The organism is Acaryochloris sp. IP29b_bin.137 (assembly GCF_028285745.1).
Lineage (GTDB): Bacteria > Cyanobacteriota > Cyanobacteriia > Thermosynechococcales > Thermosynechococcaceae > Acaryochloris.
Genome location: NZ_JANQOP010000166.1, coordinates 1 through 20,915 on the forward strand (window position 1 = coordinate 1; position 20,915 = coordinate 20,915).

Below are 20,915 nucleotides of genomic sequence, written 5' to 3' on the forward strand. Positions count from 1 at the left end.
CTAGAGTGCCCAATGACTCTACAGTGAAAGGAGATGTAGATTCTCAAAACCCTCAATAGGCTTGAATTCTAATAGACCCCAGAATCCGTTAGAACGAGGTCTGTAATTAGACCTGACGGACGACAAGAATTTTTATCTCCAGGCAAAATTAATGGAAATGATGGAGTCTTCCATATTACTGTTGATGAATCTAATACCATCATTCATCGAAGTTTTATACCTAAGAGTGATTGGACTCGGTATGGCAGTAAACATGGGTTACCAACATTCAGTGAAATTGAGCCATGAATTCAAACCTTAAATGGAAAATTGATAATCAAGATTACAATGAAACTATAGAATTATACTCTCCCAGTCGTAAAATTTTATTTAAAGGATATAGCGATGATCTGGTTACAAGTGTACGAGGAGAGATAGAGTTAAAGCTAAATTATGGTATTCCAAAACACATTTTTCATCATTCATTGAGAAAGATCGGAGATCATGTCATTCTTTTCCCAACTGTGGAATCTTATGAGCTTCAAAATTTTTTTGAGTTAAGGAATACTATAAATAATTTTTATTTATCCTTAGATTTTGTGAATTTATGGAGACAACTAAGATATGACCCTTCAGAACTAATGAATCTGCGTGGTTTAAATGATGATGATTGGACTTTATTTTGGTTCTTCCAGATTTTAGGAGGTCCTGAAACTCTATCGCTAGGTATATGGAAAGATTGGGTTATAGATAAAATCGTAGCTGAAGATCCTGAAGGTTATCCTTCAGTTCTTGATATTATTCGTTCCCCCTTGGAATTTCATAGTGAGCTAGTAAATATTAGTAGGTTAGTAAAACCAGTAAATGTCTATATTGCTCATAATAATTCAAGTATTTTTGAGTGGAAAGCTATAGATTCTTATGAAAGAAACTTACTATTACTCAATAATAAATGGGGAGTGAGAGTCAAGCCAAAAGCATTTACTTTGAATTAACTTTCTAGAGTGAGGTGGATTATGTTGTCGCATCAGTGATAGTCTTTATAGTTCAATACATAGACATCGCCATCTTTTAAACTCAAAAGTCAGTCTCCAGTTTCCGCTTACCCTCCCACTCAAATCTCTGTTGTCGACTCGGCTACTGGTAATGGATCGAGCAGACCGTAATTCCTAAATGACTGAGATGTGAGCACTGCTCGGGATTTAGGAGCGTGGTTGTCTTGATGAATATTGAGTATAGAAAAGGCCGGCAACTGCTCTCGCATGTCGTGATGAGATTGTATGTTCTCAACTTGAAGTCTGGTTCTTCTTGTCTGTCCATTCTTGAATCCACCGTCGAAACGCCTTTAGTGGAATGCCACTGACTTAAGGCCAATCACTCAGCCAGATTAGCTTTGAGGGCATTGTCAACTTAACTGATATGGCACCATACCCGAGACTATGCCATGCTTCTGACTTTTCCCGTTATCTCCTATAACCCTTCATTGTCAATACTTCCAGCGAATGAATCAAGACTTATTTTGAGTGTTTGTTCGCAATAGCAGAGAGCAAATGCATATGCTCTACGGGATAATGGGGGTTTCAAAAAGTATTGGCTAACTGTGAACTCGATTTAGGAGAATTTTTAGTCTAGATTGGCACCCTGCAGCCCCTACCAAATAAGCTTTTGAAGACTTACCGGGAAAAGTCAGTGCCATGCTTAGGGGATGAGCATTTCCTACATAAGACACCGCTTCCCTGCCGAGATCATCTCTTATTGCTGCAGCATAAACCTCCATCTTCCTAGTTTTTGTGATCGGTCGTTAAGTTGACAATGCCCCACTGAGTTAAAGCAAATTGAGTGAGTAGCCCATCATAAGACGAATGTAAGAGGACTAATTCAGTTGATACTGGCTACACTGACTTAGCTTTCGCGCAAAACAAAGCGAGCTTTCAGTTGCCGAGGCACAGAGACGCCAAAGTAAAACTCCTGATCATGGGGGTGATTGCCAAATTGAACCTCGACTTTGGCTAATAGGGTCGCCAATGTTAAACGCATAAAGAATTTGGCAAAGTCTTGGCCAATGCAAGCCCGCTCGCCCCGACCAAATGGGAAAAAGTAATCGCTGCCATAGTCATTTTCTACCAGGGTGTTGGCGTCCCATCGTTCTGGCTTAAAGGATTCTGACTCCTGCCAGTGGGGAGATAGCCGCTGTAGAAACCAGTTGGTAATGAAGATTTGGGTGTTGGCTGGGATCGCTTGACCATCGAGATGGATGGTGCGATCGCACACTGTATTCCGGGTGAAAAAAGGAACGGGCGGCCATAGCCGCAGAGACTCTCGCAACACCTGCTCAACGGCCACACAATTTTCCAGACGCTCCAGGGTTAAGGGGTCACGAAATAGTGCCTCCAAATCTTGCTGGAGAGCAGATAATTCCTGGGGGTGTTGAAACAGTAAATGCAGTGTCGAGGTAATCCCGCTTGGGGCTGAAACAGCTCCGCCAGGATAGACCCCTGCGCAGAAATTACGCATTTGCTCAGGTGTAAATGCAGAACCGCCTCGCGTTAAAACCCAATCTAGCAATGATCCACCTGAAGGTTTGGCTTGTGCCTTTTCAACCACTTCACCAAATAAGCTAAACCATTGGCGACTGACTTCTTTGTAGGGTTTGCCTTTGGGATTTTCAGGAATCATCCAGCTGGCAATGGAGGATCGATTCATGCGATCGGTTCCTGTTGTACAGAGGGTATTGAACTGTTCAAAGACTGGATCAGGGAACACTTGGCCCACCGTTGCCAATGAAAATCCATCGAATGCTAGCTTCTGAATCACATCATAAGCTGGGAGCATTTCGCCCTCCGACTGCTTGACCAACTCCTCTGCACGCGTTTCAACAAATGCTTGCAGGGGCTGAACTTGCGTTTCGAGCCATTCTCGAAAGTAGGTCATATTAAAGGGGTTATTTTTAACCAGATGCTGCCATTTGGGTCCGGCATCTTTCGCCACAAAGGGATGACTATCCGTCAGAATGGGGCGTAACGCTTTGCGGGGTAAATCCTTATAAAAATCGGCTTGGGACGCCCGATGCTTACTGGTGTTGGCACCTGTCTGTTGTTGGGTTGTGAGCAGTACTTGTTGCAGAAAATCGGGATCATTGAGGACCAAAGATGGCCGCCCAAAAATCCAAAATAAGGATAGGCCACCATACTGTTGCCCATACTCACCTAGGACCTGCCAAATCGGTTTCCCTTTCTGGAGTTCTAAGACATTACCAATAGGAAATATGGGTGCAGGGCCTGGGATATTTTGGAATGCGGGTTGGCTCAAGGTGAGTTGAAACAGCTTTTGCAGCATAGATTGCACGGCTGTCTCCACGATCTTTCGGGGCTTGGCCTCGATCCGTTTGAGAATAGTGTGAAGTCCTTCAGTCAACGATCCTGCTGATATTCCAGTCATTGCAATATTTCCTCTAATGCTGAACGGCTGTTTCGGTAAATTGAAGTACTCGATTCCCCTCCAAGTGCCAGAGCATGGGGACGAGAGGGAGGATTCAAGCGTTAAAAAAACTAGATATTGATGCTCTGGGGAATTTTGGAAGGCTGAAGATAACGGTAGGGGTAAGGTCGATGCTGATTCCGTTCCTCAATCGTGGCTTCAATGTCTAACAGGTTGGCTTGAAAGCGATGCAGGGGCGCTTGTAACTGCTCATCCGTAAACCACGTCTCTTCATACTGACCCAATTGTGTGTGGTAAACCTGACCTAGCAAATAGGTCAACTCCAGTTGGCTTAAGGCCTGATGCAACGGTGGCAGTTGGTCCAGATAATCTGCTTGGGACATTGCAGCGGATTGAGGTGCAGGCTGATAAGCTGCGAGGGGCATCCCAGGGGAGTAAACCATAATGTCACCCTGAGGGAAATTAACGGCAGCATGTTGGGCACTGGCGGTAAAAATGATTAGGGTAATGGCTTGGATAAGATAGGCTTGGGTTCGCAACTGTCCGTCTTCACCAAAATCATACACTCTACCCCCATCCGTGGCCTGCAGCTCTTGAGCCCACGCTTGGAGAGCCATATCGTTCTGGACTGAAGCATCAGTAGGATAGTACAGACTCAAATAGTCGGCAACCCAGGTTTCAATGGCTTGCCATACCAGCAGGGCATCGTCTCGATAAGGATTGACAGGGAGGGTGTCTGGATTATCAAGACCGTGTTGCTGCAGCTGTGTGGGCAACATCGCCTGATTAAAAGAATAGCTTTGTAAGCCAGTGACGGATAGTACTCTCGCACAATCAATCGTTGCAGCGAGAGTACTATCCACTCCCCCTTCCGGTGCCATCAACATACTTTGGGCCCCGTTGTTGATACTTAAGGTACCTTCAAAGTGAGGACGCAGCAGGATACTGACGGGGTGAGAGGGCAAGAGCTGTCGGTGAGTGGCAATCACAAAAGGGCTAATAAATAAGTGAGTTCTGGCCAAATGGGTCACTGCTTCGTGGTAGTTACTATCTGCAACTTGCACACAGGTTTTGGCCATATTCCAGGCATATTGTTGCTCCGTTTGCTCCTGGGTTGTGGGGGGTGTCAAAATGGGTGACTCAGGCCCAGGTGATTGGCTACATTGAATGGCAACCGGTTGTAGATTTCGGGATGGGGCATTAGGAGCAGGGACAGCAAACAATGCAATGGGAGCTGAGATATATTTCTGCTCGTCTGGATAGGTGCCGTTGATTGCCCCAGACAAAATTGCATAATCTACAATATATACCCGTCCTTCCGCTACGGCTGTTTCTAGAGAGTCACAGTCTCCCATGACAGCTTGGTAGTGGTCATTTGTGACAGGGAAATGAGGAAGAACGGAGTCCCCAGATAAATGACGCACTTGTTTCAACATGACAGGGTTAGGACCAGCTACTCGCAAATAAGCAAAAAACTCGTCTTCCTGGAAGTATTGGGCGCACTCTGGTAAAGGGATTTTAGTGAACTGTTGATTAAAGTCCTCTATTGAGGTGGGGCGGTCACTGCCACACTCATTAGAAAGATGTGATTTTAAGTTCAGGTGCAGTATCCGTAATAGATCATGCTCTAAATTTGACGTGAGACTTTTAATAAAACTTTCTGAATCAGAGAAGGATAACCTTAAGCCGTTAAAAAATGTTTTTGGAGCAGTTTTTAGCAAATGCCAGATCAAGCGCCACCGCACTTCAGGACGTTCCTTAAAAACATCGAATAATGCGCGTCCAATAAGGCGTGAAATATGATGCTCTGCCTCATGCTCGTGATGATGCTTGTGGGCACTAACAATGGCGTTGACCAAAATTTTGAACATTGTTCGGATCAACTTAGACCACCAAGCCCTGGATGGCAATTCTTCTTTAGGCAATCGATCCACCATTGCCACGGGGGCAATGTAGTTGTAGTTGTACTGATATTTTCGTTGGGCTGCTTTCAGCTCAGCCGGAACAGGCTCAGCAGGTGTTGGGGAAGTCGGTGAGGGGTCTGGTTGACGTTCAGGAAGCTGGATGCCACGCACGGGTTGTTGTGTGGTTAAGCCGGTGAGGGAGTACTGATGGGTCATTTTCGATCCAATCCATGTGTGTCTCTAAGATGAAGGGCGACTGTCTTTCCTGGGACTGTAGGGATAATCAGTGGCAGTTACCAATTCAGGTTTAGTGTTCCCAGCCAGGATCCAGAATTGACTTCTTAAATAGACCTAAGTTTGAGTCGTGTAGATACTAATGAGATCTAGCAATAACAGACTCAGGAATTAAATATTTATGAATAAAGTCTGTGTTATCACATCCTTAAAAAGTAGAGGTCTGAAACCCTATTTGGACTGATGCAAAAGCAATGTCAATTAGAACATTATTTTCTCAATTAGTTCTATGGATTCAGTAAAATTGAGATAAAATTAGGTTCTAAGTCATTAAATGAAGTTTGTATGGTTTAAATAGAGGAATATGCATCATTAATCTATTTTTTGAGAGTTTTTATCTCTTTCTATCTATTTGTCGCCCGGAGAAATGATCTTTCATTTAGGAGGGTTGAAGAGATCAGATCTTAAACAGGTGAATGCATCTTGTTATATTTCGAACGCCATAGTTCTAGCTTGAGAAAGTCTTGATACTTTGACATTCAAGTTGCCAAGACGTTGAAAGTTTCGGGAAGTTTTGGGGAACATCTAGAGATAAGCAATTGCTACTATTTTTATTTTTTAGAAAGTTATTGCTCCTTTTTCTGCCTGGAGAAACAATCAATGTTGGGGACAATCGCAGACTGTCGTCTGGTGGAACATCTTTATGAAAGTGCAAATTCGATTGTTTACCGTGGTCAACGCCAGGCTGAACCTCACCAGGTCATTCTGAAAGTCCTTAAAGAGGACTATCCTTCTGCTTCTGAAATAACGCGATATCGCCAAGAATATGAGATTACCCGCAGCTTAGAGCTAGAAGGGGTCGTCAAAGTGTTTGGGCTTGAACCCTATCAACGGACTCTGGCTATTATTTTGGAGGATATTGAAGGACAATCTCTCAAGGCGTATTACCAGGAGCAAGCTGTTCCCTTAGCTGAATTTTTGACCATTGCCATTAGTATTGTGGAGATATTAGGGCAAATCCATAGCCAGAATGTCATCCATAAGGATCTTAATCCTAGCAATGTTATTTTCAATGCTGAAACCCATCAGTTACGCATTATTGATTTTGGTATTTCTACCCAGCTCAGTCGAGAAACTAAGGTTCTAAAAAATCCCAGCGTCTTAGAGGGAACGTTACCCTATATTGCGCCTGAACAAACTGGGCGTATGAACCGTTCGTTAGATTATCGGACTGATTTCTATGCCTTGGGGGTGATGTTCTATGAGTTACTGACGGGGCAGTTACCCTTTCAAACAAAAGATCCCCTGAAACTCGTCCATTGCCATTTGGCCCAACAACCTACACCGCCCCGCCAGGTTAACCCAGATATTCCTGAGGTGGTTTCGGACTTAATTATGACGTTGATGTCCAAGACCGCAGAGGATCGGTATCAAAGTGCGTTTGGTATCCAAGCGGATTTATCCACTTGCTTACAGCAACTGAAGCAGACGGGAGAAATCCGAACGTTCCCGTTGCGATCGCAAGATCATTCCGATAAATTTCAGATTCCCCAAAAACTCTACGGGCGCGAGCAAGAGATTTCTGCTTTGCTCACCGCCTTTGAACGGGTCAATCACCCCCAAGATCCTGAGAAAGGGAGTGAGATGATGCTCGTTGCTGGATATTCCGGGATTGGTAAATCATCCTTGGTGGCAGAAGTTCATAAGCCGATTACGGAAAAACGGGGGTATTTTATCTCCGGCAAATACGATCAATTTCAGCGAGATGTTCCCTATTCAGCAGTGATCAGTGCGTTTCAAGATTTGGTCAAACAACTCTTGACTGAAACTGAACTGCAGCTTAGCCAATGGCGACAACAGTTATTGACTGCCTTGGGACCGAATGGTCAAGTAGTTATTGATGTGATTCCCGAAGTTGAATTGATTACGGGGCCTCAACCGCCCGTGCCTGAGCTGGGACCGGCTGAAGCCTTAAATCGATTTAACTTAGTTTTTCAGCAATTTATTCGGGTATTTTGCACGCCCACCCATCCCCTGGTGGTGTTTTTGGACGATTTGCAATGGGCTGACTCGGCGAGCTTGAAGCTGATCAAGCTGATGATGACGGATCGGCACATGCGATCGCTACTCCTAATCGGAGCCTATCGCGACAACGAAGTGGATGCGACCCATCCCCTTATGACCTTGGTGAAACGCCTGTGGCAAGACAAAGTCAACATTAATACGATTACCCTGCAGCCCCTATCGCAACTACATCTGTGTCAACTGATTGCCGACACCGTTGATCACAACTTAGAGACGACCTTATCTTTAGCTGAGTTAGTCTTACAAAAAACTCAAGGCAATCCCTTCTTCGTCAATGAATTCCTCAAAAACTTGTACACCGAGCAGTTATTGCAGTTTAATTCCCGCTCCCAGCAGTGGGAATGGGATATTGCCCTGATTCGGTCTCAAGACTTAACGGACAATGTGATTGAGTTGCTGATTAGCAAGCTGAAAAAATTACCGTCAGCGACTCAAGACGCCCTGCGGCTTGCCGCTTGTGTGGGCGCAGAGTTTGATCTACAGACCCTCAGCCTGATTCGTCAGCAATCCCAGTCTAATGTTTTTGGCCATCTCAAAGTTGCCATTCAGTTAGGGCTAGTGGTGGCTCGATCTGAACTCAATGAATCGTTGGTGATTACAGACTTTCGATTTGGACACGATCGAATTCAGCAAGCCGCTTATGCTTTGATTGACGCGGATGCTCGTTCCTCTGTGCATCTACGGATTGGCCGTTTGTTGTGGCATAACATGTCAGACGAGCAGCTATCCGATCGGATTTTTGAGGTTGTCGATCACCTCAATCAAGCCCTTCCTCTGATCACCGAACAGGATGAACAGACGCAAGTGGCTCAACTCAACCTCCAAGCGGGTCAGAAGGCCAAATCAGCAACCGCCTATGGTGCAGCTGTCCGATACTTGCAGACTGGACTTGCCTTAGTCGGTGACACAGGATGGCAGCAGACTTATTCTTTAACCCTCAAACTCCATGAAGAAGCGGTTGAAGCAGCCTTTTTGCACCAAGATTATGAGCAACAGGAATACCTAACGACCATCGTTGTAGAACAGGCCAAATGTGTTTTAGATATGGTGCAGGTCTATCGGGTTAAGATCTTGGCCCGGTCTGCTCAGAACCGTCATTTAGAAGCGACCGATATTGGCTTTGAGATTTTGGAACGCTTGGGGGTAACCTTTGTCGATCCCACCCCCGAAAATTTGCAGCAAGAGTTAGAGCAAACGAAACAGCTCTGTGTGAATCGGTCGATCGAAGACTTAATCCATCTTCCCGCAATGGTAGAGGATGACAAATTGGCTGCTATGCAGATCCTCTCTGACATTCTCTCATCGGGATATCAGGCTGTTTTTGAACGCTTTATTCTCAGCAACCTCAAGCAGATTTATTTATCGCTCAGATACGGTAACACCGCGCCCTCTGCATTTGCCTACGATTGCTATGGCATCACCCTCTGTGGTGTAGTCGGTGATATTGAAACTGGGTATCAATTTGGTCGCTTGGCTTTGGCTGTGGTGGATAAGTTCGACGCCAAGAAGCGGAAAAGTCGAGTGGTGTTCGTGTTTAACGCTTTTGTGCGTCACTGGACGGAGCCCTTGAGTTTAACCCTCCCTGATCTGCATGAAGGGTATCAAATTGGCTTAGAAACCGGTGATTTGGAGTATGCCAGCTATTCTCTCTGTTGGGAGGCAATGCATTCTCTTTTGACTGGACAGAAATTACCTGATCTCGCCACTCGAATGTTGACGTTTCAGCAAGCTATTTCTGGTTTCCAACAGGCTGCTTGCATCCTCTATTTACAAATTTTTCAACAGGCTACGGCCCATCTGATGGATCCTGGATTAGAGGCCAGCCGTTTATCTGGGACTTACCTGCAAGAACGGCAGGTGCTCGTTGATAGTGCGGATAATAAATTGGCCTTGGCGTTCTTCTATACCCTGAAGGCTCAAGTGGCTTATCTTCTGGGTCAGCCTGGGACTGCCCTAGACAGCACCCAAAAAGCGGCTGACTATGTGGATGGGATGACCGCGGCAGCGACGGTGGCGAGTCTTAATTTTTATGATTCCCTGGCTCGTTTGGCCCTTTACGATACGCTCCCCCCGGTTGAGCAAGAGCGAATGTTGGCGGTTGTTGCCACCAACCAAGCTCAATTACAGAAATGGGCGGCTCACGCGCCCGCCAACCACCAGCACAAATATTCCTTAGTGGAAGCCGAACGATATCGCGTGTTAGGGGAACATCACCTGGCCAGTGAAACCTATGATCGAGCGATCGCCCTCGCCCAAGAACACCATTATCCCAATGAAGCCGCCTTGGCTAATGAGCTGGCCGCTCAGTTCTTTTTTCAGCGGCAACGAGAGAATTTTGCCCGGGTGTATCTGAATGAAGCCTATTACGGCTACTACTGTTGGGGCGCAACCGCAAAATTACGTCAACTCGAGCATGCCTATCCCTATCTGCAGTCGAATTCAATGCTTCCCTCCCATCCAGGGATGGCATCCAGCACCCAGCTTGCTGCGGCAAGCACGATTCGAACCACCCAATCCCTAGATCTAGCCAGTGTCTTGCAGGCTTCTCAGGCGATTGCCAGTGAGATTGTGTTGGACAAGCTGTTGATGACGCTGATCAAAATTTTGGTGCGCAATGCAGGGGCGCAAGTGGGTCACTTAGTCCTCAATGTGGAAGGGCAATTGCTGATTGAGGCGTCTTATGATGCCCAGGCCGATCAAAATCAGGTCCTCCAGTCCCAACCCATTGCTGGAAAACTGCCGAGCAGCCTGCTCAACTATGTGTTGCGGACCCAAGAAAGCGTGGTAATTCGAGAGGCAACTCAGGATAGCAATTTTGCCCTAGATGAATACATTGCCACCCATCAGCCCCAATCCATTCTCTGTGCACCCCTGATGAATCAAGGTCAGTTAAGTGGCGTGCTGTACTTGGAAAACAACTTAACCACAGGTGCCTTTACATCTGAACGGGTGGAAATTTTACAGCTCTTATCAGGACAAGCTGCCATTGCCATTGATAATGCCCGTCTCTATACCAATCTGGAGGAGAAGGTAGCTGAGCGGACCCAAGATCTCTCGAAAGCCCTAGAAGATCTTAAATTGGCCCAAGACGGTCTGATCCAATCTGAAAAAATGGCAGCGTTAGGTCAATTGATTGCTGGGGTGGCCCATGAGATCAATACCCCCTTGGGGGCAATTCGATCCTCCATTGAATATATTGCCAACTTCCTCGATCAACATTTGACGGATCTACCGCAATTCTTTCGGGATCTGCCTCCAGCCTATGTTCAACAGTTTCAAGCCTTGTTACTACGAGCTTTAACGCCCTCACCCACGTTATCGGGACGGGAACGACGCCATACGCGTAAGGCCCTGGCTCAGCAAATCGCGACCCAAGGGATTGCACCAGCAGAGTCGCTGGCGAGCTTATTACTGGATTTGGGCATTTGCGATCGCATCGATGACCTATTCCCGCTCCTAGCCGAATCGGGAAGTGAGGCCTTATTAAAGATGGTGCGTCAGTTTACACGTGTACGAGAGAGCACTCGCGATATTGCCACCGCCAGCGATCGCTCCGCCAAAATTGTGTTTGCCCTCAAAACTTACGCACGCTATGACCACAGGGGCGAGCAGATCGAAGCCAATATTACCGATGGGATTGATGCTGTTTTAACCCTCTATCACAATCAAATCAAGCATGGTGTAACGGTCCAACGCGCGTTTAACGATATCCCACCGATTCTCTGCTACTTCGATGAACTGAATCAGGTCTGGACCAACTTAATCCATAATGCGCTACAAGCCATGGACCATCAAGGCTCCCTAGAGATTGAAGTCAGTCAGCAATCTGACCAGGTTTGCGTCAGAATTACCGATAATGGCCCCGGTGTGCCCCCTGAGCTCCAAACTAAAATCTTTGAGCCCTTTTTTACAACCAAACCCCCTGGGGAAGGGAGTGGTTTAGGTCTTGATATTGTCAAAAAAATAATTGACAAGCATCAGGGTACCCTAATCTTAGACTCTGTTCCCGGTCGCACAACCTTTAGTGTGACGTTACCGATGTCGATTACCCCTCAACCGATTCCTGCCCTATGACCAAACTGGCCATTCTTTGCGTTGACGATGAAGTCATTATTCTCAATAGTCTGCTTCGACAGTTACAAACCGCCTTTGACGATGACTATGTTTATGAAACGGCTGAAAATGCAAGCGAAGCTTTAGAGCTGATTGAAGAGCTACAGGAAGAAAATACCGATCTGCTTGTCATTGTGTCGGATTGGCTAATGCCGGGTGCCAAAGGGGATGAATTCTTGATTCAGGTCCACCAACAATTTCCTGGAGTAGTCAAAATTTTACTCACGGGTCAAGCGGATGAAGGCGCCGTTGAGCGCGCCCAATCCCAAGCCAATCTCCACAGCTGTCTACGCAAGCCTTGGAATGAGCAGGATCTGATTAACTGTATTCAATCGGCATTATCAACGGTGTGAGGATGATGTCTAGACCCGTCATTGTTTGCGTTGATGATGAGATTGCCGTGTTAGATAGCTTAAGACGTGAGCTATCGGAAGCGTTTGAAGATCATTGCGAAATTGAAACGGCCTTGGGAGGGAAAGATGCCATTGCCTTAGTTCAGGACTTGGTGGAAGACCACTGTGATTTATCGGTGATCATTGCCGATTACTTAATGCCCGATATCAAAGGGGATGAGGTGTTGCACCAGGTCCATCAGCTTTCTCCCCAAACCTTAAAAATCATGTTGACGGGACAGGCTAATGTTGACGGCATTTCCAATGCCATTAATACCGCCCAGCTCTACCACTATATTGCCAAACCCTGGCAGCCTGAAGATTTGCAGCTAACGGTGCGAGAGGCACTGAATAGCTATCAGCAAGAGCAGAAAATTCTTGAGTATCAGCAAAATCTTGAACGGAAAGTGCAGGAGCGCACTCAAGAATTAACCCAAACCCTGAATACGTTAAAAACCACGCAAGCAGAACTGATTCAGGCTGAGAAGATGGCCGCGCTCGGCCAACTGGTGGCAGGTGTCGCCCATGAAATAAACACGCCCGTGGGCAATGCCCTGTTGGCCGCCTCTGTGCTGAATAATGAGACGGATTCCTTAACGCAGGTCTATGATCAGGGTGCGTTGAAGCGATCCACCTTGACCAGTTATCTGCAAACAGCCCAAGACAGTAGCGATTTAATCTTGCAAAATCTTCAAGGCGCAGCAGCGCTGATCCAAAACTTTAAGCAAGTTGCAGTGGATCAAACCAGTCATGAACAACGAGAGTTTGAGATTATCCCCTACATTGAGAGTGTCTTAACGAATCTGGAGCCCAAGCTTAAACAAACTTGTCATACCGTGGCTGTGACTGGAGATGCTGCTCTCAAAACGATTAGTTATCCGGGTGCCCTGTCCCAAATTGTAACTAATTTAGTGATGAATTCTCTCCTCCATGCCTATGAACCTGGACAAGCCGGATATTTAAGGTTTGAGGTGACACAACACCGCGATCGCATCATCATTGAATATAGTGATGACGGCTGTGGAATTCCCACAGAATATCAACAAAAGATCTTTGAACCCTTCTTTACAACGGGACGAGACCAGGGAGGCAGTGGTTTAGGACTGCATATTGTTCACAATTTAGTGACCCAAACCTTGGAGGGTATATTACGTTGTGAAAGTGAGGTTGCTTTAGGGACCCGCTTTATTCTCGACTTACCTTTAACGCTAGTTGGTGAGAGGGCTTATGCCAGAGGATAAACCATTATCGTTTTCTACCTTGGAAACGTTCACTGATCCCACTCAAGACGTGGTTGATGAGCTGCAATTCCTAGAGGAATCATCCCTTAACCGCGAGGGATACCCTCTCCCAGGCGGTTGGAAAGTGATTGTGGTTGATGACGAAGAACAGGTCCATGCGGTCACCCGTTTGGCCCTTAAAAACTTTAGATTTGCCAATAAACCGCTGGAAATTATTTCGGCCTATTCCAGTGAAGAAGCCCAGCAACTCTTAGATCAGCACCCCGATACAGCCGTGCTGCTGTTGGATGTGGTGATGGAAACCGATGAGGCGGGGTTAGAGCTCGTCAAACATATTCGCGACCATCTAAACAATCTGTTTGTGCGCATTATTTTACGGACCGGGCAACCGGGAATTGCGCCAGAGAAATCGGTGATTGAGGGGTACGACATCAATGACTACAAAACAAAAACAGAACTTACACAACAGAAACTCTTCTCTAGCCTGATCACCGCGATTCGCTCCTATCGCGATCTGCTGACTGTAGAGGAGAGTCGCCAGCAGATTGCTTCGCTGAATCAGCAACTAGAGGATGCCAAACAGAACCTAGAGCGGAAAGTGCAAGAACGCACTCAGGCTTTACAGCAGCAAACCTTAGCCCTGGCGGCTAAGAACAAACAACTCGAAGAAGAAATTCAGGCCAAACTCTATGCCCAACAAGCGCTAGAAGCCACTAATAAAAAGTTGGATGAGGCGAATAAGCAGTTGTCTCTGATTGCCAATCATGATGCTTTAACGGGCTTAGCGAACCGTCGTCGCTTTGATGAGTATTTGCAGCAAATTTGGAAACAGGCCCAGCGAGAACACCAGCCGATCACCCTACTGATCTGTGATATAGATTTTTTCAAGCAATATAACGATACCTATGGCCATCTAGAAGGTGATATTTGTTTGCGGACGGTTGCCCAAAAAATTTATCAAACGGTGGTTCGTCCCCTTGATTTGGTGGCCCGCTTTGGCGGGGAAGAATTTGCCATTATTCTGCCTAATACGGACTTGGCGGGGGGGCAGGTCGTGGCAGATAGGCTAAGAACCCTGATTCGCAGTTCTCAATTGCCCCATCGTGGATCGGCCGTTTGTGAATTTGTTACCGTTAGCATTGGGGTAGCCACGTTGGTGTCGGACTCCCCTCAATCGCTAGCCCATTTAATTCATCAAGCCGATCAGGCCCTTTACCAAGCCAAACAGGCTGGGCGAGATCGCGTCATGGTATTGGCACCAACAGAGTAGATCTATAACATCCAGAACCGTTCAATCCGATTCACTGGCTGGGCACACTGGGTATATCTCTCGTTATCAGACTTACTGAGCAGCCATGCAAGAAGTCAATATCCCGTCTTTTCCATTTACTGAAGCGTCTCGAGCCGCTGCTCCAATTGGCATTCATCAGGAACGTCCCGTCATTCTGATTGCTGAAGATGATCGAATGACGCGAGCGATGATTAGCCACATCTTAACCAACGATGGTTACCGGGTGATTGAGGCGGAAGATGGTGAATCCTGTTTAGCCGCATACCAGAAGACCCCGCCCAATCTGGTACTATTAGACGCCATGATGCCGGGGATGAATGGATTTGAATGTTGCGCCGAACTTAAGAAGCGCCCTGAGAGCACTTACACGCCCATTTTGATGATTACCGGTTTAGAAGATCAGACTTCGGTGGACTGGGCTTTTGAGGTTGGGGCCTCGGACTACATTACGAAACCCATTCATTGGCCCGTTTTAAGGCAGCGGGTTCGCATTCAATTGGAGCGAACTCAACTGTATAAACAACTGGAAGAAGCCAACAAAAAATTAACGCACTTGGCTTCTATCGATGAACTGACGCAACTTCCGAATCGTCGCGTGTTTTCGGAAACGCTTCACCGTGAATGGCGACGGATGGCCCGTGAGCAAAATAGTCTGTCTTTAATTTTGGCTGATATCGATTGCTTTAAAGCCTATAACGATACCTATGGTCATTTGTGCGGGGACAACTGCTTATTTCAAGTGGCCAGCGTCGTTGGCCGTTGTCTCAAACGTTCAGGGGACATTCCTGCTCGGTATGGTGGGGAAGAATTTGCTGTGATTCTACCCAATACTCCTTTGGCTGGCGCGATGCATGTGGCGGAAGACATTGGCCAAACGGTTAGGAAGTTAGCCATTCCCCATAAAAATTCGACTGCTGGTCCTTATATCACCCTCAGTATGGGGGTCGCCAGTGTCGTCCCTGATTTACAAACCATGGGTTCGGAAACGTTTTTGATTTTGGCTGCCGATAAAGCTTTATATCAGGCTAAGACGGAGGGACGCGATCGCGTACAGGCGGATCAAACCTTATCCCCTTCTGGTGAAGATGTATCGGTTGACGATCAGGCTTAAATTTTTTCCCCATCGGTTGCCGATTTGGGGTTTCAGTACAGTTCGTACTTCAAAAACTGGCAGGGAATAGATCCGTTATTGATGGCTGTTCGCTGGGACGATTTAAGACCAATGGATTGAGCCAAGGCTTTGTTCCCACTTAAAATAAAGGCCGTCCACCCTTTGAAGCGTTGCTTGAGGACCTGGCCCAACTGGTGATAGAAACGGCCTAAGTCTTCAGCATTGCCTAGCCGTTCACCATAGGGGGGATTACAGATCAGAATGCCGCTAGAAGTGGGCGGTTCGATATCCTGTACATCGATGGGTTCAAACCAGATATGATCGGCGACTCCACAATTGTGAGCATTTTGGCGCGCTTGTTCGATGACATCAGGATTGCGATCGCTTCCCCACATCGGCATCGATAATTGAGTCCGTTGTTGGGTTTGTGCTTCAGCCCGCAAAGATTGCCATAGAACGGCATCAAAATCAGGCCAGGTGGTAAAGCCAAACTGCTGCCGAAATAAGCCAGGCGCAATGTTTAAGCCTTGTAAGCCTGCTTCTAAAGGCAGTGTGCCGGACCCACAGAGTGGATCCATAAAAGCGAGATCCGATGTCCAACCTGACAGGCGAATCAGGGCGGCGGCTAAGGATTCTTTTAAAGGAGCTGTGCCGACCGCCGGGCGATAGCCTCGTCGATGGAGGCTGCTGCCTGAACTGTCGAGGCTAACCACACAGCGATCGCGATGCAGATGCACGTTGATCCGTACGTCTGGTGCTTGAGTATCGACATGCGATCGCGCCCCGAACTGCTGACGTTGTTGATCGACGATCGCATTTTTCACTTGTAGAGCGGTGAAGTGACTATGGTTAAGCTGTTGCGTTTTGCCGGTGGCATCCACGGCCAACGTAAACTCTGGCGTCAAATACTCCGGCCAAGGCAGCCGTTGAATGCCCCGATATAAATCTTCTGCGTCTTGACAGGGGAACGCTTCTAGCCTTAAAAGAATCCGAAACGGAAGTCTGGCCCATAGATTCACTTGGTAGAGCAGCTTGCGATCCCCCTGAAACGCCACCCCACAGAATCCTGGTTGAACGGACTGAGCCCCCAGTTCTTCCAATTCTTGAGCTGCCAGAGACTCTAAACCACGGGCAACAGTTGCAAAATATTCCCTGGACATCACAAGGGGCCTCACTTAGGTTGGCAGGATATAAGAAATAGCCAATGTCCCCTATTGAATCACCTTAAACAGTCGTCGGATTGATCCTCAACCGTTACGTTCTCATCAGGGGAGATAGTGTTGATAGCCCTGAACAGGATAAAATTCAAACGGGATAAGCTTTGGTTTATCTTGCTATTCGTTTCGGAAAACTAACCCATGATTCATGAAGTGTTTATGCCCGCCCTGAGCTCCACGATGGAAGAGGGAAAAATTGTCTCTTGGTCCAAGGAGCCAGGTGACAAGGTAGAAAAGGGTGAAACGGTTCTTGTGGTTGAATCCGATAAGGCAGATATGGATGTGGAATCCTTCCATGCCGGGTATCTGGCAGCGATTGCTGTTCCTGCCGGGGGTGTCGCTAAGGTCGGTGCTGCGATTGGCTATGTTGCCGAAACGGAAGCTGAAATTGCTGAAGCACAAAAGAAAGCGTCTGTAGCTGAATCCGCTGCTCCTGCGGCGGCTGCTCCTCCAGCCGCTGCTTCTGCACCGACACCAGCACCGACCGCTCCTGCTCCTGCTCCCGTATCAGCTCCCGTAGCCACTGCGCCGACCCCCATAGCCAGTACACCTCCAGCTCCAGCACCGCTCAATGGGGGCAGTGCCCCAGCCCCCACAAACGGCAGGGTGGTGGTTTCGCCTCGAGCGCGTAAGCTAGCGAAGCAATTCAAAGTAGATCTCAATACCCTTCGAGGTAGTGGTCCCCATGGGCGGATTGTGGCTGCGGATGTAGAGGCAGCCTCCGGACAAACAACCACGAAAATAGCTGCTCCAGCCAGCGCGGCTCCACAACCAGCGCTCCCCGCTCCTGCCCCCTTGCCCCCAGCGGCAGCGGCTGGCGAGGTGGTTCCTTTTAATACCTTGCAGCAAGCGGTGGTTAACAATATGGTGGCGAGCCTAACGGTGCCCACCTTCCATGTGGGATATTCTATCGTCACGGATGCCCTGGATCAGCTTTACAAGCAAGTCAAGAGCAAGGGCGTAACGATGACAGCGTTATTAGCCAAAGCTGTAGCGGTTACCCTACGGCAGCATCCCCTGGTGAATGCGAGTTGCGCGCCCCAGGGAATTCAGTACAACAGCTCCATTAATATTGCCGTGGCGGTTGCGATGCCGGGAGGAGGGTTAATTACACCGGTCTTACAGCAGGCCGATCAGCTTGACCTTTATTCTCTCTCGCGTACTTGGAAAGATCTGGTAGCGCGGGCGCGCAGCAAACAGCTGCAACCTGATGAGTACAGCACTGGAACCTTTACCCTCTCCAATCTAGGCATGTTCGGTGTCAGTAGCTTCGATGCGATTTTACCGCCCGGTCAAGGTTCTATTCTTGCGATCGGTGGTTCTCAGCCTCAGGTTGTCGCTGACGACAATGGCATGATGGGGGTAAAACGGCTGATGAATGTCAATATTACCTGTGACCACCGCATCATCTATGGTGCAGATGCTGCTGCCTTCTTAAAAGATTTAGCTGAGTTGATAGAAACGAATCCTCAATCTTTGACGCTTTAGCCATATTTTTGAGGGTGTAAGTCTGGTCCCATCAACCCCATCCAACTGTTTAAGGACATCGCTATCATGAGTGGTTGAGAATACCTATCCCAACCACTACGGCGTTGATTGTGCCAAAAAGATAGCTAACCCGAACGTAATTTGATCATGAGATTACCTTCCTCAGGATTAGACTGGATCATTCAGGTTGTTTAGGGGAAATAGGCTTCGTGTTAGCCATCTATTCAGAGAGAGGGCATATTCATTGAACGTTGTTTCTTCTGTTTAAAGCATAATTGAGGTGGCTTCACTCTCATCTAAGTAGGAGGCATAGTTATTTTGAGTGAGTTGATTAAATGTAGAAGTAAATTTTTCCTTGTTAATGAGTTGACTTGAAGAATAGAAGATTGCCTCAATTACGCCTCCCAATACAATTCGTTCTTCATGGGCGAGAGTATGCTCCTGGACTCGATTGCCATTAACGAATACACCATTAAAACTAGCGTTACCACCACTCTTGCCATCAATAATCTTATATTGATAGGTTCCTTTACTCAGGTCAGATACCCTCTCCAATGTGGCGTGAATGCGGGAAATCATATCATTGGCTATCACAATATCACTCGATGAATCTCTACCAATGGTATAAGACCAATTCATCAGCGTAATAATTTGTTTGGGTTCTGTGTTAATAACAAGGTAATGGTGCTGTTTGAAATGATGTGTCTGCTTAATCATGACTGTGTGTGATGGATGGTTCGCCAATTCAGGCTTTCTGTTCCTGCTCAGGCCGCTGATCTATTACAGTGATATTCAGCACCAGTTAACGTGATTTACATCACAACATTCACATTAATTTTTCTCCGGCTTTTATGCTGCAATCAAAGGTTCTTGTAGATCTATATAGAGAATATAAGAGTATAGATTTTTGGATACTGCTAATTATATAAATTTGTTTTTCTGTTGGAATTTGAATTTTATTTGGGCACACTAATATGTTTGGTATCAATCGCTTCTCTTCTATGAATTCTGATAGAAAGCATGTCAATTGAGTCTTAAGAATTAATTTTTACTATTCTGAGCGTTTATAGCTTTGGCAAACTAAATGCCAGGGCTACTGCTCAAATTATTGACTCAAGAATCCATATTTGTTGTTGTGGACACTGGGTTTGAACCGACGATTCGTGGCTATAGCTGCGGTAGAAGTTTATTGAGCTGTTCACCAAACTGATATTTGAGATCATCAATGTCTTTGTAGGTCGTAGGGTAGTGTCCTAAAGCTTTAAGTTTTTTCTTAAACTCCAATAAACTAAGGATTTCTGAGTTTATTTCATCTAGATTCACAGCCTGATTTTTGAAGTAGGTATAGATGTGTGGTCTTCCTTGAGCCTTAAAGGTTTCTAGTGCTGTAGAAAATTCTTCTTCTGTGTACTTGCCAACTTTGGTGTGGAAGAGACTAATAAAGATATCGCTCTCGGCAACTGCTTGATTATATTTATTTTGTAAACCGGTTGGAGCCATTGCATCTAGAAAGTCTTCCCATACCACTAGTTCAAGAAATACCCCTTGTTTTTTATAGACTTTGTTTTTGCAGTTGATAAAAATCTCAAAGTCTTTGCGATCTTGTTCTAATTTGGAGGAAGAGGCTAGGAAGATTTTGATCGTTTTTGTTTTGTTGGAAGGGGGTTGGGGCTGTGATTCGTTCTCAGAAGCGGGGTCGGGATGATGATCTTTGGGGACTGGTATTTCGTAGCCTTCGAGAAGCAGGCTGAGGGGCACATCCTCTGCACTCAATTGACATTCTATAGTTGGTTTTTGCCGTTTTTGGTAGCGCTGTTTAAGGATGGCGAACTCGAAAAGATGAGGTTGGTCATGGTCGATACAGCGTTTGCATTGGCAGGGCACCATTTTCTTGAAGTCTAAATTGTGAAAGGTACGGCTAATGTCTTCAAGGGTATCTGTAATAATCGCTCGGAACTCTGGGATGCTGGGGCCTACGAACTTCAGATAAATGCGGCGCTCAGATAGATTTTCGATGATTTCTGCTTGTGTGCCTTGGCGTTCCAGGATAACGCCATTGCGCCATACCCAATCATGGTTTTTGATATAGCGATAGAGCAGGACGACACATTGCCAAAAAATGCCCTTGGGCATAAATAAATCGTAGCGATATTCCATGCGGGTATTTTTAGCAGACACCCAAGGATACTCTGGCGTATTTTTGGGGAGCAGTTGGGGGGCAACTAACTATCATTTCTAAGCCTGCGCTTTTAGCGCAGGACTCGTCAGGTTTAACCCATCCCGCGGTAGAAAAGTCTCCTTCGATCAATGCAAAGGAGACGAAATGACCTTTGGGGATGACAAGGTACTTCAAATCTAGAGTCAGCAGTAGATAGGGCAGTGTGATTTCAAAGAAAATAGGGTGGCCGAAACGACTACCCTA

The 20,915-nt window shown here is 46.6% G+C and carries 12 protein-coding genes; 7 read left to right on the plus strand and 5 right to left on the minus strand.

Features of this window, described 5'->3' with window-relative positions; genetic code table 11:
• The first annotated feature begins 284 nt into the window (after nucleotides 1-284).
• A complete protein-coding gene (locus Q0991_RS12305; RefSeq protein ID WP_299488924.1) occupies nucleotides 285-974 on the plus strand; it encodes a hypothetical protein in 690 nt (229 codons plus the stop codon).
• Between the two features lie 907 nt (nucleotides 975-1,881).
• On the opposite strand, the gene Q0991_RS12310 is transcribed toward Q0991_RS12305, so the two are convergent.
• Nucleotides 1,882-3,417, minus strand: a complete 1,536-nt coding sequence (locus Q0991_RS12310; RefSeq protein WP_299488927.1) for a cytochrome P450 — start codon at nucleotides 3,415-3,417, stop codon at nucleotides 1,882-1,884.
• A gap of 110 nt (nucleotides 3,418-3,527) precedes the next feature.
• Nucleotides 3,528-5,537, minus strand: coding sequence for a lipoxygenase family protein (locus tag Q0991_RS12315; RefSeq protein WP_299488929.1), 2,010 nt, complete (start codon nucleotides 5,535-5,537; stop codon nucleotides 3,528-3,530).
• A gap of 678 nt (nucleotides 5,538-6,215) precedes the next feature.
• Here Q0991_RS12315 and Q0991_RS12320 point away from each other — a divergent pair.
• From Q0991_RS12320 to Q0991_RS12340, 5 genes are all read left to right on the plus strand, one after another.
• Nucleotides 6,216-11,714, plus strand: coding sequence for a trifunctional serine/threonine-protein kinase/ATP-binding protein/sensor histidine kinase (locus Q0991_RS12320; RefSeq protein ID WP_299488932.1), 5,499 nt, complete (start codon nucleotides 6,216-6,218; stop codon nucleotides 11,712-11,714).
• Complete coding sequence (locus tag Q0991_RS12325; RefSeq protein ID WP_299488934.1) at nucleotides 11,711-12,106, plus strand: response regulator; 396 nt, start codon at nucleotides 11,711-11,713, stop codon at nucleotides 12,104-12,106. Before Q0991_RS12320 ends, Q0991_RS12325 begins: the two co-directional genes overlap by 4 nt.
• 2 nt (nucleotides 12,107-12,108) lie before the next feature.
• Entirely contained in the window at nucleotides 12,109-13,386 is a 1,278-nt protein-coding gene (locus Q0991_RS12330; RefSeq protein WP_299488937.1) for a hybrid sensor histidine kinase/response regulator, read from the plus strand.
• Complete coding sequence (locus Q0991_RS12335) at nucleotides 13,373-14,656, plus strand: diguanylate cyclase (RefSeq protein ID WP_299488940.1); 1,284 nt, start codon at nucleotides 13,373-13,375, stop codon at nucleotides 14,654-14,656. Before Q0991_RS12330 ends, Q0991_RS12335 begins: the two co-directional genes overlap by 14 nt.
• A gap of 85 nt (nucleotides 14,657-14,741) precedes the next feature.
• Nucleotides 14,742-15,788, plus strand: coding sequence for a PleD family two-component system response regulator (locus Q0991_RS12340; RefSeq protein WP_299488943.1), 1,047 nt, complete (start codon nucleotides 14,742-14,744; stop codon nucleotides 15,786-15,788).
• 32 nt (nucleotides 15,789-15,820) lie between these two features.
• Here Q0991_RS12340 and Q0991_RS12345 read toward each other — a convergent pair whose 3' ends face one another.
• Nucleotides 15,821-16,948: a THUMP domain-containing protein gene (locus Q0991_RS12345; RefSeq protein ID WP_299488946.1), complete on the minus strand. Its 1,128-nt coding sequence runs from the start codon at nucleotides 16,946-16,948 to the stop codon at nucleotides 15,821-15,823.
• Nucleotides 16,949-17,146: 198 nt separating this feature from the next.
• Here Q0991_RS12345 and Q0991_RS12350 point away from each other — a divergent pair, with 198 nt between their 5' ends.
• Nucleotides 17,147-18,493: a dihydrolipoamide acetyltransferase family protein gene (locus Q0991_RS12350; protein ID WP_299488949.1), complete on the plus strand. Its 1,347-nt coding sequence runs from the start codon at nucleotides 17,147-17,149 to the stop codon at nucleotides 18,491-18,493.
• Nucleotides 18,494-18,757: 264 nt separating this feature from the next.
• Here Q0991_RS12350 and Q0991_RS12355 read toward each other — a convergent pair whose 3' ends face one another.
• Nucleotides 18,758-19,210, minus strand: a complete 453-nt coding sequence (locus Q0991_RS12355) for an FHA domain-containing protein (protein WP_299488952.1) — start codon at nucleotides 19,208-19,210, stop codon at nucleotides 18,758-18,760.
• 450 nt (nucleotides 19,211-19,660) lie between these two features.
• The gene (locus tag Q0991_RS12360; RefSeq protein WP_299488955.1) at nucleotides 19,661-20,704 is read right to left on the minus strand and encodes a hypothetical protein; all 1,044 of its coding nucleotides are present in this window, start codon (nucleotides 20,702-20,704) and stop codon (nucleotides 19,661-19,663) included.
• Between the last annotated feature and the right edge of the window lie 211 nt (nucleotides 20,705-20,915).